A 14022-nucleotide genomic window follows, 5' to 3' on the forward strand; every position below is an offset into this window, starting at 1 on the left:
CCGCGACCGTACTCCCTCGAAGCACCCCCGCCCCCACGGTTTAGAAGGCCTCCTCGGGGAGCTCCATGAGCTCCTGCCCGGTGGAGTCCACGATCCGGCGCTCCGTTGCCAGCCGCGGCAGGACCGTCTTGGCGAAGAACGAGGCCGCGGCCACCTTGCCCAGGTAGAACGGGTCCTCGCCGTCGGCCAGCCTGGCCAGCGCCACCTCGGCCTGCCGCAGCAGCAGCCAGCCGATCACCAGGTCGCCCAGCGCGAGCAGGAGCCGGGTGGTGTTCAGCCCGACCTTGTACACCTCGGCCGGCGCCTCCAGCGAGCCCAGCGCCCAGCCCGCCATGGTGTCGCCCATGGCCTTGACCTCGGCGGCGGCCTCCGCGAGGAGCTTGCGCTCCTCCTTGAGCCGGCCGTTGCCCGCCTCCGAGCCGGCGAACTCGCCGATCTCGGCCAGCAGTGACCCGACCGCCGCGCCCTGGTTGCGCAGGATCTTCCGGAAGAACAGGTCCAGGCCCTGGATCGCGGTCGTGCCCTCGTAGAGGGAGTCGATCTTGGCGTCCCGGATGTACTGCTCGATCGGGTAGTCCTGCAGGTAGCCCGAGCCGCCGAGGGTTTGCAGCGAGCGGGAGAGCAGCTCGTACGACCGCTCGGAGCCGACGCCCTTGACGATGGGCAGCAGCAGGTCGTTCATCTCGCTGGCGTGCCGGTCGTCGGGGTCGACCAGGAGGGTGTCCTGGAACGTGGCGGTGTAGAGCACCAGGGCCCGCATGCCCTCGGCGTACGACTTCTGCAGCATGAGCTCGCGCCGCACGTCGGGGTGGTGGGTGACGGAGACCCGCGGGGCGGCCTTGTCGGCCATCCGGGTCAGGTCCGCGCCCTGCAGGCGCGACTTGGCGTACTCCAGCGCGTTCAGGTAGCCGGTGGAGAGCGTGGCGATGGCCTTGGTGCCGACCATCATGCGGGCGTGCTCGATGACCATGAACATCTGCCTGATGCCCTCATGGACGTCGCCCACCAGCCAGCCGACGGCCGGGTGCTTGTCGCCGAACGTCAGCTCGCACGTCGTGGAGACCTTGAGCCCCATCTTCTTCTCGACGTTGGTGACGTAGACGCCGTTGCGCTCGCCCAGCTCGCCGGTCTCGAGATTCACGTGGAACTTCGGCACCAGGAACATCGACAGCCCCTTGGTGCCGGGGCCGTGGCCCTCGGGGCGGGCCAGCACGAGGTGGAAGATGTTCTCGGTCATGTCGTGCTCGGCGCTGGTGATGAAGCGCTTGACGCCTTCGATGTGCCAGCTGCCGTCCTCCTGGCGCACCGCCTTGGCCCGCCCGGCGCCCACGTCGGAGCCGGCGTCCGGCTCGGTGAGGACCATCGTGGCGCCCCATTCGCGTTCGATGGCCAGCTCGGCGAAGCGCTTCTGCTCCGGCGTGCCGACCTTCCACAGCGTGTAGGCGAAGTTGGGGCCCGCGGCGTACATGTACAGCGCCGGGTTCGCGCCCAGCACCATCTCGGCCGTGGCCCAGGCCAGGCTCCTCGGGATGCCGGGGCCGCCCAGCTCGGGGGGCAGGTCGAGGTTGGCCCAGCCGCCGTCCACCAGCGCCTTGTAGGACTTCTTGAAGCCCTCGGGCACCTTCACGGAGCTGGTCGCCGCGTCGAACACCGGCGGGTTCCTGTCGCCCTCCTCGAAGGAGTCGGCCAGGACGCCGGAGGCCAGCCTGTTGACCTCGTCAAGGATGCCCCGGGCGACCTCCTCGTCCACGTCCGCAAAGGGCCCTGTGCCGAGGATCTCGCGTCGCCCGAACACCTCGAAGAGGTTGAATTCCAGGTCTCGCACGTTGCTCTTGTAGTGGCCCATGGGGTCGATCTCCTTGAACCGAGGGGTATTCGTACTGGCGAGTAACCTTACTCTGCAATGCTACCCGCGGGTAACCCCAGGTATGCGTGGCATGCTCGTCTCCATGGACGCCGAAGAACTCGCCGCGAGATGGCGAGAGCGCCTGGAATCCTGGGCCATTCCCGACGAGATCATGGCCAAGGTTTCTGCCGACCCCTGGAGTCACTCGCCCGAGCGGTTCGGCACCCGTACCGACAGGGCGCTGGCCGAGCCCGACGACGGCCCCACCATGTCCCGGCTCTCGGAGGCGCTGCCCGACAAGGGCACGCTGCTCGACGTGGGCTCGGGCCCCGGCGCCTCGTCCCTGCCGCTGCACGAGCGCATCGGCCACCTCTACGCGGTGGACACCTCGGCGTCGATGCTGGAGGGGCTGACCGCCCGGGCGGAGAAGCTCGGCGTGCCGGTCACGGCGATCGAGGGGCGCTGGCCCGACGTGGCCGGGCGGGTGCCCGTGGTGGACGTCACCGTCGCCGCCCACGTGATCTACAACGTCCTCGACCTGGCCGACTTCCTGCGGGCCCTCGACGAGCGCACGCAGGGGCGGGTGGTGCTGGAGCTCACGCACCGCCATCCCATGAGCTGGATGGCGCCGCTGTGGCAGCACTTCCACGGGGTGGACCGGCCGGTCCGGCCCATCGCCGAGGACTGCGTGGCCCTGGCCGCGGCGCTCGGCTACCCGGTGCAGGTGGAGGAACGGGAAGCTCCCCTGGAACGATTCACCTCGCTGGAGGACCTGGCGGCCAGCGCGTGCCGCAGGGTGTGCCTCGACCCGTCCAGGGCGGATGAGGTGGCGGCCACGGTGATGGAGCTGGGCATGTGGCCGTTGCCGCGCGACCGATGGGTCACCATCTGGTGGGAATGATCCCGTCGAGGGCCGCGTTCTTGCTCATGAGCTGACAGCTCCCGGACGAGACGCGCCGTACCCGGAACGCCAAGACGACGCACGCGCTGATGTCTCGTCCCAAGGGAGTTCTGATCATGGCGTGGATCGTCCTCGTGCTGGCCGGCGTCTTCGAAGTCGTCATGGCCCTTTCGCTCAAGCTCAGCAACGGGTTCGGCAATCTGTGGTGGACCCTGTCGTTCCTCGTCATGGCCGTGCTGAGCTTCGGCCTGCTCTCGTACGCGCTCAAGACCCTCGAGGTCGGCACCGCGTACGCCGTCTGGACCGGCGTCGGCGCGGCGGGCACCGCGGTGCTGGGCATGATCGCCATGGGGGACGGGGTCTCGCCGGCGCGCATCGTCTCGATCGCGCTGATCCTGGCGGGGGTCATCGGCCTGCGGGTGCTCGCCTGACCTTGACGTTTCGGCTCGTCACGGGTTGGGTGTCCGGGTGATCGAAATTCATGCCGTGACCATCGACGCCGCCGACCCGTACGAGATCGCCACCTGGTGGAGCAAGGCCACCGGGCTGCCGCTCGGCGAGGGTGACAAGCCGGGCGACGACGAGGTCATGCTGCGTACCAAGCAGGACCCGTTCCTGCTGTTCATCCGCGTGCCCGAGGGTAAGACCGTGAAGAACCGGATCCACCTCGACGTCAACGGCACCGAGGGCAGGACCCGCGACCAGGAGGTCGAGCGGCTGATCGGGCTGGGCGCGACCGTCCACGACGACCTGCGGCAGCCCGACGGCACCGGCTGGGTGACGATGCTCGACCCGGAGGGCAACGAGTTCTGCGTGTGCCGGAGCCAGGCGGAGCGGGAGGCGCAGGGCTGAGCTCACCGGGCGGAATCGGCGCGGCCCCGCATGGTGAGGGTCATGATGCCGGCGATCAGGTAGACCAGCGCGCCGTGCCACAGGGCCTGCACACCGGAGCCGAACACCCCTTCGTTGTCGAGCACGAGCTGCACCGGGTAGTCCAGCACGGCCGCGATGGCCGCGGGCAGCAGCGCGAACTTCCACGGGTGCTTCAGCGACCAGAGGCGGGCCTGGCGGGTCACCCGGTCGCCCTCGTGCGGCTTGGAGACCGCGCCGATCGCGGCGATCAGGGCGAACAGGCTGATGCCCAGGCCCAGCGCCCACACCAGGTCGCCACCGCCCGTGAGCACGCCCAGACCGAAGCTGGTCGCGGCCACGGCGCCGCCACCGACGGCGGCGGCCTTCCAGGGGGCGCCGCGGAGCGCGGCACCCGACAGCGAGACTTCATCTCGTCGGCTGATTTCGTTCATGTCACTCATGGTGCCTTTTCGGCCCCCTTGGGGGCATCGGGGACGGACCCTGAGCCATCCCTGACATCATTCGGACATGCAGCAAAGTGAGAAAGTGCTCTTCCGCGAAGCCCGCAAGGAGGATGTGCCCGCGATCGTGGCGATGCTGGCCGACGACCATCTCGGCGCCACGCGCGAGGGCGACCCCGGCGACGAGCGCTACCTGGCGGCGTTCGAGCGGATCGACGCCAACCCGTACGACGAGTTGATCGTGGCCGAGCAGGACGGCGAGGTGGTGGGCACGATGCAGCTCACGTACCTGGCCGGGCTGTCGCGGCTGGGCGCCGAGCGGTGCCAGATCGAGGCCGTCAGGGTCGCCGCCGCCGCCCGCGGCCAGGGCCTCGGCGGCCGGATGATCAAGTGGGCCGTCGACCGGGCCCGGGAGCGCGGCTGCGCCGTCGTGCAGCTCACCTCCGACAAGTCACGTACGGACGCGCACCGCTTCTACGACAACCTCGGCTTCACGGCCTCCCACGAGGGCTACAAGCTCTCGCTGAGCTGATCCAGCATCCAGCGGCACCAGTTGGCCCGGTGCCGCTCGTAGCTCAGCCCGCAGCGCAACGTGGCGTAGTTGCCGAACCGGGGATCGCCGAAGGCGGGTGGCCCGTCGAATGACGCCTCCTGCCGCTCGTACTCGGCCAGCCGCTCCTCGTGCGCGGCGAGCTGGTCGGCGAACATCCGCCTGACCAGCTCCGGCTCGGCCAGCCACGACGCGTACGTCTTCAGCACCAGCTCGTCGCGCTCCGGCCGCTCCCGGGGCGGCTCGGTGACCCATTCCCGCAGCGCCGCCTGGCCCTCGGCGGTCAGGTGGTAGACCTTCCTGCCCTGCGGGCCCGGCCCGTGCTCGGCCTCGAACCCGACCAGCCCCCCGGCCCGCAGCTTCTGCAGCTCGGCGTGGATCTGGCTGTGCCCGGCCGTCCAGAAGTAGCCGACGGGCCGCCGCATGGCCGCGGCGAGGTCGTACCCCGTGCGCTCGCCGCGCGCCAGCACGGCGAGGATCGCGAATCCCAGCGTTGAGGTCATGGTTCGCCCAAGGATATGGTGCTCCTACAACTATGTCAGTTCTGACATAGTTGAGCGGAAAGGGCGGCCATGCGCGCGTTGGTAGGTGTGGTGGGGCTCATGGTGGGAGTGCTGACGGCCTGCGGGGGCGCGGCCAGCACCGGTGCCGCGGCGCCCGGCCCGAGCACGGCCCCCGCGGCGACGAGTCCGGCCCCGGTTCCCGAGGCGACGACGTCGGCCCCGATTCCCACGGGGCCGAACGTCTCCGGGTGCTTCACCGAGGCGGACGGCAAGATCTTCAAGCACGACGGCGATCTGCCCGGCGTGATCACCGGCGACGGCCCGGTGGGCGTGGTCATCACCTATGAGCGCCGGGGCAACGTGTGCACGTGGCGGCCCCTGTCGGACCGCCTCGTGGCCGCCGGCTACCGCGTCCTGCTGTACGCCAGGACCTCCGCCATCCTCCCCGAGGACGGCGCCGTCGCGATGGCCGGGCGACTGGCCAAGGAGCCGGGCGTCAAGCGGATCTTCCTGGTCGGCGGCTCGATCGGCGCCACCACCGCCGTCCCCGCCGCCCTGCGGCTCGGCTCGAAAGTGGCCGGTGTGGTGGCCGTCTCAGGCGAGATCAGCGCGGAGAACGCGGCCAGGCTGACCGTCCCGCTCCTGCAGATCGGCTCCGCGAACGACGGGTACGGCGGCGCCGACGACCTGGCCAGTGCGCACGCCGCCGCCACGAAGGCCCCCGACAACCAGACCATGGTCATCCCGGGGGAGAGCCTGCACGCCTCGGCCCTGTTCGCCAGTCCTCACGGGAAGGACGTGCTCGACCTGATAGTGGCGTTCATGGACCGGCACAAGGGCTGATCTCGACCAGGTTGTCGTGGAAGCCCGGCCCCATGCCCATGTCCCCGTCCCGCTCGGCCACGACCGCGTTCGGGTTGGCGCCGCCGGGGGTCAGCTTCGGCCAGCGCCCCTTCGGCGAGGCCACCACCCCGGCCGCCACGCGGTCGCTGATCTCCACGTCCGCCAGGAACTCGCCGCCGTCGTTGTGCACGCGTACCCGCTGACCGGCCACCAGCCCCCGGGCCGCCGCGTCGGCCGGGTTGACCAGCACCACCGGGTCCTTGGCGCGGCGACGCAGCTCCGGGTTGTTGCCGAAGGTCGTGTTGAGGAACGTGTGCGACGCGGGCGTGACCAGCGCCAGCGGGTACGGCGAGCCGCCCCTCGCGCCGGCCGTGTGGGACGGCGTGTACGCCTTGCCCGCCTGCGGGAAGCGCATCCTGCCCGACCGCGTCGGGAAGCCCTCGGCGAACGGCGTGAAGGGCTCGGGGTAGTTCATCCGCACCCAGCCCTCCTTGCGCAGCCGATCCAGCGTGATGCCCTCCAACGACGGGTGCCCGCTCGACAGCAGCTGCTCGGCCAGCTCCAGGTCCGAGTCGAACAGCGACGGCTCGGTCATCCCCATGTGCGCCGCCAGCCGCCGGAACGTCTCCGTGGTGGACAGGCACTCGCCGGGCGAAGGCTCGGCGGGCTCGTTCCAGAGCAGGTAGAGGTGCCCGTATCCGGCGTGCAGGTCCTGGTGCTCGGTCTGCATGGTCGCGGGGAGCACGATGTCGGCGTAGTCCACGGTGTCGGTCGGGAACTGCTCCATGACCACCGTGAACAGGTCCTCGCGGGCGAGCTGCCGCCTGATCGCGTTCGCGTCGGGGCTCGAGCCCGCCGGGTTGGCCGCGTACACCCACAGGCATTTCACGTCGTCGAGCTGGGACCCCAGCTTGGTCATGACGAGCGTGCGGACGGGCTTGGCCAGCAGGTCGTCGCGGGTGTCGATGTCGAAGTGCACGTGGCCGCTGGTGGAGTACGCGATGCCGCCGCCGGGGTGGCGCCAGTCGCCGGTGACGCCGGGGATCGAGGCGAGCGTGCGCAGCGCGGTGCCGCCGCCCTGGTGCCGCTGGAGGCCCTGCGTGGCGCGGATGGCGGTCGGGCGGGTGTGGGCGAGCCGTATCCCCAGGCTGTGGATGGCGGAGGCGGGGATGCCGGTGATTTCAGCCACAGTCTCGACCGGATATTTCAGGATTTCCTGGCGGAAGTCCTCCCAGCCCTCGGTGTGCTCGGCCAGGAACTCCTCATCCTGCGCGTTCTCCGCCAGCACGACGTTGAGCAGCCCGAGCGCGAGCGCCGCGTCCGTGCCCGGCCTGATCGCCAGGAACTCGTCGGCCTGGTCGGCCGTCCTGGTGCGGATCGGGTCGATGGCGACGACGTGTGCGCCGTCCGCCCGAGCGTCCTGGATGAACTTCCACAGGTGGTGGCCGCTGGTCAGCGTGTTCGTGCCCCAGAGCAGGATCAGCTTCGCCAGCGCGAAGTTCTCGGGGTCCATGCCGCCCGGGGTGCCGTTCGTCCGCATCAGGCCGCTGCTGCCGGCCGCCGAGCAGATGTTGAGCCAGTGCTTGGAGGCGCCCAGCATGTTCCAGAACCGCCGCCCGGCCACGCCCTCGCAGCCCTGCAGGTAGCCGAGCGTGCCGGTGCCCAGGTACGGCCAGATGGCCTCCCCGCCGTGCTCCTCGACGATGCCGCGCAGCCGCACCGAGATCTCGTCGAGCGCCTCGTCCCAGGTGATGCGCTCGAACTGGCCGGAGCCCTTGGGGCCGATGCGGCGCATGGGGTGCAGGATGCGGTCGTCCGCCCGGGTGTGCTCGAGGTAACGGTTGACCTTCACGCACAGGGCGCCCCTGGTGTACGGGTGGTCGGGGTTGCCGCGGAGCTTGGCGGCCCTGCCGTTCTCCACGGTGACCACCCAGGAGCAGCCATCCGGGCAGTCCAGCGGACACGCCCCCAAAACCCTCAATTCACCCGACATGGGACACAGACTACGTCCCGCACCTGGAATGACGGCAGACGCGGAAATGCGTGTAGCCTGCCCGGTGCGACGATTGCGGGGGCGATTGAGGACACTGGAAGCCTAGAGATCGCACGGTCCGGCCGGGAAGGTGCAGAATCGCTGTCGGTGGCCGAAATCAGGGAACGAGATGACACGGAGGACCTCGAGGGGGATCCAGCCGTGGATGAGTCACGCACGGACAGCGACGTCTACGTTGTAGAGCCGCTGTTGCCCCAGCGTCTTCGCCGCCCCTCCGACCTGCTGCGCTTCTTCGCCACGCTCATCGTGCTCGGCGCGGTCGTGCTGCTCGCGCTGGTCGCCAAGCAGACGCTCATCGGCCTGGAGGCCGACGTCAAGGAGGGCGCGCAGCTCGTACCGCTGCTCAGCAGGATCGCCGCGTTCCTCGGTGGCGCGGCCGTGCTCATCGTGCCCGCGGCCTTCGCCGTCGAACGGGTCTTCCACCGCGACGGGCTGCGCGTAGCCGAAGGGCTGATCGCCGCGATCATCGGCATGGCCGGGTCGTTCCTGCTCGGGCAGTGGCTGGTCGCCGGCAACGCCGAGGACCTGCGCGTGCTGCTGACCGGCGACCGGACGATCGAGCCGGTGAACACGCTGCTCACCTCGGTGGTCGCGTACGCCACCGCCGTCCGCATCTCGCGCCGCCCCACCTGGCGCATGCTGATGTGGACCACGATCGCCCTCTACGTCCTCGCCTTCTTCTCCGGCCGGCAGATCACGATCCCGAGCGCCATCGTCACGGTGCTGGTCGGCATGGTCATCGGCTACGCCACCCTCTACGGCGTCGGCAGCCCCAACACCAGGCCGGCGGGCAGCGCCCTGGTGGCCGCGCTGCGCAAGCTGTCGTTCGCGGTGGTCTCGGCCCGCCGCATCGAGGACGACCACCAGGGCAGCCGCCGCTACGCCATCGGGCTCAAGGACGGCACCAGCCTCGACGTCACCGTGCTCGACCGCGACCGGCAGGTGGCCGGGTTGCCGTACCGGCTGTGGCGGCGCATCCGGCTCAACTCCGAGACCAGGCGACGGGCCATCAGGTCGCTCCGGGCGGAGCTGGAGCGCGAGGCGCTCATGGCGTACGCGGCCCAGGCGGCCGGCGCGAGCACCCCCAGGCTGCTCGGCACCAGCGAGATCGGCACGGAGGCCGCGATGCTCGCGTACGAGCACATCGAGACCCGCCCCCTCGACGAGGTGCCCGACGAGCAGATCGACGACGAGCTGCTCGCCCAGATCTGGGAGCAGGTGGAGCTGCTGCAGATCCAGCGCCTGGCCCACCGGCGGCTCACCGGCGACAGCATCCACCTCGACCGGGCGGGCCGCGTCGTGCTGACCGACGCGCGCAGCGGCGAGATCGCAGCCGGTGACCTGCTGCTCAGGCTCGACATCGCCCAACTGCTCACCTACCTGGCGCTGCGCGTCGGCCCTGAGCGCTCCGTACGGACGGCGGCGGCCGTCATGGGACCCGACACGCTGGCCACCGCCATGCCGCTGCTCCAGCGCATCGCGCTGACCAGGGAGACCCGTTCGGCCCTCTCGAAGAACAAGAACCTGCTGGCCGGCATCCGCGAGCACATCGTCGCGCTCAAGCCGCAGGGCAAGGTCGAGGAAGTACGCCTCGAACGCTTCAAACCGCGCACCCTGATCACGATCATCGCCAGCACGCTGGCCGCGTACATCGTGCTCTCCCAGCTCAGCCGGGTCGACATCTACCGGGTGGTCACCACGGCCAACTGGGCCTGGTCCGGGGTGGCGCTGGTCGCGTCGTTCGTCAGCTTCGTGGCCGCGGCCCTGATGCTGCGGGGCTTCGTGCCCGAGCCGCTGCCGCTCTGGCGTACCGTGCTCGTGCAGTTCGCCTCGTCGTTCGTCAAGCTCGTCGCGCCCGCCGCCGTGGGCGGGGTCGCGATCAACACCCGCTACCTGCAGAAGCGCGGCATCTCGCCGGCCAGCGCGGTGGCCAGCGTGGGGGCCTCACAGCTCATCATGCTGGTCTTCCACATCGCGCTGCTGCTGCTGTTCGCCTACATCACCGGCTCCACCACGACCACGTCGTTCACCCCGTCGCGCGGCCTCGTCCTGGTGCTGCTGGCGGTCGCGGTGCTGGTCGTGGTGGTGCTCGGCGTGCCGCCGCTGCGCAGGCTGGTGACCTCGAGGATGCGCAAGCTGTTCTCGAACGTGCTGCCCAGGCTGCTCGACGTGCTGCAGTCGCCGCGCAAGATGGTGGAGGCGTGCACGGGCACGCTCATGATCACCCTGGCGTTCGTGCTCTGCCTGGACGCCTGCGTGGCCGCGTTCGGCGGCTCGCTCAGCTTCACCGCCGTCGCGGTCGTCTACCTCACGGCCAACGCCATCGGCTCGGCCGCGCCCACACCGGGCGGTCTGGGCGCGGTCGAACTCGCGCTCGCGGGCGGCCTGACCGTGGCCGGCGTGCCCGCCGAGCTGGCCACCTCGGCCGTGCTGCTGCACCGGCTGCTCACGTTCTGGCTCCCGGTGCTGCCCGGCTGGGCCGCCTTCACCTACCTCCAGCGACACGAATCCCTGTGATCAGCGGGCCGTGTAGCGCTCGGTGATCTTGTCGATGGCTCCCAGCTCGTCCTCCGTGAAGGCCGGGCCGTCCACGCACGCCACGTTGTCCTCCAACTGCCGCACGCTGCTGGCCCCGATGAGCACGCTCGTCACCCGCGGGTCCCTGAGCGTCCACGACAGCGCCATCTGGGCCAGCGTCTGCCCACGGCCCTTGGCGATCTCGTCGAGGCCGCGGGCCAGGTCGAGGTCGATCCGGTCGGCGCTGAGGAACCTGCTCGTCGCCGCCCGCGAGTCCGCCGGCACGCCGCCGAGGTAGCGGTCGGTCAGCAGGCCCTGGGCCAGCGGCGAGAACACGATGCAGCCCATGCCCGCCTCCTCCACCGCGTCGAGCAGCCCGTCCTCGATCCACCGGTTGATCATGGAGTAGGACGGCTGGTGGATGAGCAGTGGCGTGCCCAGCTCGCGCATGATCCGCGCGGCCTGGGCGGTCTGCTCGGCCGAGTAGTTGGAGATGCCCGCGTAGAGCGCCTTGCCCGAGCGCACGGCCCGGTCGAGCGCCCCCATGGTCTCCTCCAGCGGCGTCCCCGGGTCGGGGCGGTGGCTGTAGAAGATGTCGACGTACTCCAGTCCCATGCGCTTCAGCGACTGGTCGAGGCTGGCCAGGACGTACTTGCGCGATCCCCACTCGCCGTACGGGCCCGGCCACATGTCGTAGCCGGCCTTGGTGGAGATGATCAGCTCGTCCCGGTACGGGGTGAAGTCCTCGCGCAGGATGCGGCCGAAGTTCGACTCCGCCGAGCCGTACGGGACGCCGTAGTTGTTGGCCAGGTCGAAGTGCGTCACCCCGAGGTCGAACGCGCGCCGCAGGATCGCCCGCGAGTTCTCGATCGGGCGGGTGTCGCCGAAGTTGTGCCACAGGCCCAGCGAGACCGCGGGCAGCTTCAGCCCGCTGCGACCGCTGCGGTTGTACGGCTGCCGCTCGTAGCGCTGGTCGTCGGCCTGATAGGTCATGAGGTGCCCCTCTCGATGATCCAGGAGAGCGCGAAGGCCTCCTCGCGCCAGGCGTCGTAGCGCCCGCTGCGGCCGCCGTGCCCAGCGCCCATCTCCGTCTTGAGCAGGAACGGCCCGCCGTTCGCCGTCGCCCGCAGCCGGGCGATCCACTTCGCGGGCTCGTGGTAGAGGACGCGGGTGTCGTTCAGGCTGGTGATGGCCAGGATCGGCGGGTACGCGCGGCCGTCCACGTTCTCGTACGGGGTGTAGCTCTTCATGTAGGCGTAGACGTCGGGGTTGTGCAGCGGGTCGCCCCACTCGTCCCATTCGATCACAGTGAGCGGGAGCGACGGATCCAGGATGGTGTTCAGCGCGTCCACGAACGGCACCTCGGCCACCACGCCCGCGAACTGCTCCGGCGCCAGGTTCGCGACCGCGCCCATCAGCAGGCCGCCGGCCGAGCCGCCCCTGGCGATGACCCGCTCGCTCCAGCCGGTCGCCTTCAGGTGCCTGGCCGCGGCCACGAAGTCGGTGAACGTGTTGCGCTTCCTGGTGAGCTTGCCGTCCTCGTACCAGCGACGGCCCATCTCACCGCCGCCCCTGATGTGCGCGACGGCGAAGACGAACCCGCGGTCGAGCAGCGAGAGCCTCGGGACCGAGAAGCCGGGGTCGATGGAGGTCTCGTAGCTGCCGTACCCGTACAGAACGGTCGGCGCGGGCCTGGCGGAGTCCTTGCGCTTCACGATGGACACCGGGATCCTCGTGCCGTCCTCGGCCGTGGCCCACTCGCGGAACTGCTCGTAGTCGGCCGGGTCGTAGCCGCCCAGCACCGGGCGCCGCTTGAGCAGGATCAGCTCGTGCGTGTCGAGCTCGTAGTCGTACACGCTGGGCGGGGTGACCATGCTCGTGTAGGCCAGCCGGAGCCGCGTCGTGGTGAACTCGGGGTTGCCCGCGGGCCCGACGTCGTAGAGCGGCTCGGGGAAGTCGATCTCGTACGCGTTCCGCTCGGCGGCCTCGATCCGCTCGCGCCGGCCCTGGACGTCGGCCGGGTACGGCAGCACGCGCAGGCCGGTCAGCCCGTCGCGGCGGAAGTGCACCACGGCGTGGTCGGAGAAGGCGTCGATCTCCAGGAGCCTGGTGTCGTCCCGGTGGGCGATCAGCGGCGTCCAGGTGCCGGGGGCGTCGAGCGGGGCGGTGGCCAGCTCGAAGTTCTCGGCGCTCTCGTTGTGGAGCACGTAGAAGAAGTCGCCCGCGTGCTCGACGCCGTATTCGACGCCGGTCTTCCTGGGGCGCACGACCGTGAACTCACCGGCGGGATCGGTGGCGTCGAGGATGCGCACCTCGCTGGTGATCTTGCTGCCCGCGCCGAGCACGAGGTATTTCTCGCTGCGCGTGAGGCCGATGCCGACCCAGTAACGCTCGTCGGACTCCTCGTAGACCAGCACGTCCTCTTCGGTGCCGAGGGTGTGCCGGTAGACCTGGAACGGGCGCCAGGCGTCGTCGACGCGCGTGTAGAAGAACGTCGAGCCGTCGGCCGACCAGGCGCCGCCGTAGAAGATGTCGGTGATCTCGTCGGGGAGCAGTTCGCCTGTTTCGAGGTTCTTGAACTTCAGCGTGAATCGCTCGTCGCCCTTGAAGTCGGTCGAATAGGCCAGCATCGTGCCGTCGGGCGAGACGGAGCTGGTGCCGATCGAGAAGAACGGGCTGTCGCCGGCGAGCTCGTTGCCGTCGAGAATCACCTCCTCCCGTTCGAGAGTGGCGCCCGGGGTGATCTCCGGAGGCGCGTCGCTGTCGGCCGGGACCCGGCAGGAGACGGCGTACTGCTTGCCTTCCGAGGTGCGCGAGAAGTACCACCAGGAGCCCTTGCGGCTGGCCACCGAGAGGTCGGTTTCCTGCGTGCGGCCCTTGATCTCCTGGAACACCTGCTCCTGGAGATCGGAGAGGTGAGCGGTCTGCTGTTTGAGAAACTCGTTCTCCGCCTCCAGATAGGCGGTGGTATCGGGATCTTCCTTGTTGCTCAGCCAGGCGTACTCGTCGATGACGGTGTCACCGTGGTGGGTGCGCTCAGTCGGAACCTTCTTCGCCACTGGCGGCGTGTTACTGCTCACGTGGGGAGTCTATGTTCGGGCGTGATCGATCTGTGTCCGTCGTACACGGCGATCCGGCACGAGGGGTCGGGAGCGCTGCTAATCTTGAAGAGCCGAAGCAGTCCGGCACAAGCCTTCTTCCTCCTCCATCACGGCGGACGTGCGCGTCCACTCGTGAGGGCTGGTAAGTTAGAGGGGTTGTCCCGGAAGCGGGGCGGGTCTTAATTCCAGCAGGTCGAGCAAGTCGGGTCAATTTGACAGGGACTTGAACGGCTGAAAGAATAAAGACACAACGAAATGAACGCCTCCGAGCGAAAGACCGGAACGGTTTTGAGCAAGGAAGTACGCGTCCGTTTCTTGAGAACTCAACAGTGTGTTAAAAGCCAGTGCATGAGATACACATGCATATCCCCGTCATTTATGACGGAAATTGCTTG

12 protein-coding genes and 1 riboswitch are annotated in these 14022 nt (G+C 69.5%); of the genes, 6 read left to right on the forward strand and 6 right to left on the reverse strand.

The window, feature by feature from the left end; genetic code table 11:
* Nucleotides 1-40: 40 nt before the first annotated feature.
* Entirely contained in the window at nucleotides 41-1846 is a 1806-nt protein-coding gene (locus ACIHFD_RS47685) for an acyl-CoA dehydrogenase (protein WP_397372532.1), read from the reverse strand.
* Between the two features lie 103 nt (nucleotides 1847-1949).
* On the opposite strand from ACIHFD_RS47685, the gene ACIHFD_RS47690 reads away from it, so the two are divergent.
* From ACIHFD_RS47690 to ACIHFD_RS47700, 3 genes are all read left to right on the forward strand, one after another.
* Nucleotides 1950-2747 (forward strand): class I SAM-dependent methyltransferase, encoded by a 798-nt coding sequence (locus tag ACIHFD_RS47690; protein WP_397372533.1) that lies wholly within the window; start codon nucleotides 1950-1952, stop codon nucleotides 2745-2747.
* Between the two features lie 25 nt (nucleotides 2748-2772).
* Nucleotides 2773-2831, forward strand: a riboswitch (guanidine-III (ykkC-III) riboswitch).
* A 32-nt stretch (nucleotides 2832-2863) separates the two neighbouring features.
* A complete protein-coding gene (locus ACIHFD_RS47695) occupies nucleotides 2864-3178 on the forward strand; it encodes a DMT family transporter (protein ID WP_397372534.1) in 315 nt (104 codons plus the stop codon).
* 37 nt (nucleotides 3179-3215) lie between these two features.
* Complete coding sequence (locus ACIHFD_RS47700; protein WP_364853874.1) at nucleotides 3216-3599, forward strand: VOC family protein; 384 nt, start codon at nucleotides 3216-3218, stop codon at nucleotides 3597-3599.
* 2 nt (nucleotides 3600-3601) lie between these two features.
* On the opposite strand, the gene ACIHFD_RS47705 is transcribed toward ACIHFD_RS47700, so the two are convergent.
* Nucleotides 3602-4051, reverse strand: a complete 450-nt coding sequence (locus ACIHFD_RS47705; protein WP_397372535.1) for a hypothetical protein — start codon at nucleotides 4049-4051, stop codon at nucleotides 3602-3604.
* 76 nt (nucleotides 4052-4127) lie between these two features.
* Here ACIHFD_RS47705 and ACIHFD_RS47710 point away from each other — a divergent pair, with 76 nt between their 5' ends.
* Nucleotides 4128-4592 (forward strand): GNAT family N-acetyltransferase, encoded by a 465-nt coding sequence (locus ACIHFD_RS47710; RefSeq protein WP_355207778.1) that lies wholly within the window; start codon nucleotides 4128-4130, stop codon nucleotides 4590-4592.
* Here ACIHFD_RS47710 and ACIHFD_RS47715 read toward each other — a convergent pair.
* The gene (locus ACIHFD_RS47715; RefSeq protein ID WP_397372536.1) at nucleotides 4571-5113 is read right to left on the reverse strand and encodes a PadR family transcriptional regulator; all 543 of its coding nucleotides are present in this window, start codon (nucleotides 5111-5113) and stop codon (nucleotides 4571-4573) included. The two genes, ACIHFD_RS47710 and ACIHFD_RS47715, sit on opposite strands and share 22 nt — an antisense overlap.
* 69 nt (nucleotides 5114-5182) lie before the next feature.
* Here ACIHFD_RS47715 and ACIHFD_RS47720 point away from each other — a divergent pair, with 69 nt between their 5' ends.
* On the forward strand, nucleotides 5183-5956 hold the full coding sequence (locus tag ACIHFD_RS47720) for an alpha/beta hydrolase (RefSeq protein WP_397372537.1): 774 nt from the start codon (nucleotides 5183-5185) through the stop codon (nucleotides 5954-5956).
* Here ACIHFD_RS47720 and ACIHFD_RS47725 read toward each other — a convergent pair.
* A complete protein-coding gene (locus ACIHFD_RS47725; protein WP_397372538.1) occupies nucleotides 5934-7949 on the reverse strand; it encodes a molybdopterin-dependent oxidoreductase in 2016 nt (671 codons plus the stop codon). The genes ACIHFD_RS47720 and ACIHFD_RS47725 overlap by 23 nt on opposite strands.
* Before the next feature lie 201 nt (nucleotides 7950-8150).
* On the opposite strand from ACIHFD_RS47725, the gene ACIHFD_RS47730 reads away from it, so the two are divergent.
* Nucleotides 8151-10526, forward strand: coding sequence for a YbhN family protein (locus ACIHFD_RS47730; RefSeq protein ID WP_397372539.1), 2376 nt, complete (start codon nucleotides 8151-8153; stop codon nucleotides 10524-10526).
* On the opposite strand, the gene mgrA is transcribed toward ACIHFD_RS47730, so the two are convergent.
* Nucleotides 10527-11519, reverse strand: coding sequence for an L-glyceraldehyde 3-phosphate reductase (gene mgrA / locus ACIHFD_RS47735; RefSeq protein ID WP_397372540.1), 993 nt, complete (start codon nucleotides 11517-11519; stop codon nucleotides 10527-10529).
* The gene (locus ACIHFD_RS47740; RefSeq protein WP_397372541.1) at nucleotides 11516-13606 is read right to left on the reverse strand and encodes a S9 family peptidase; all 2091 of its coding nucleotides are present in this window, start codon (nucleotides 13604-13606) and stop codon (nucleotides 11516-11518) included. Before ACIHFD_RS47740 ends, mgrA begins: the two co-directional genes overlap by 4 nt.
* Nucleotides 13607-14022: the final 416 nt, after the last annotated feature.

The sequence above is a fragment of the Nonomuraea sp. NPDC051941 genome (assembly GCF_044593615.1).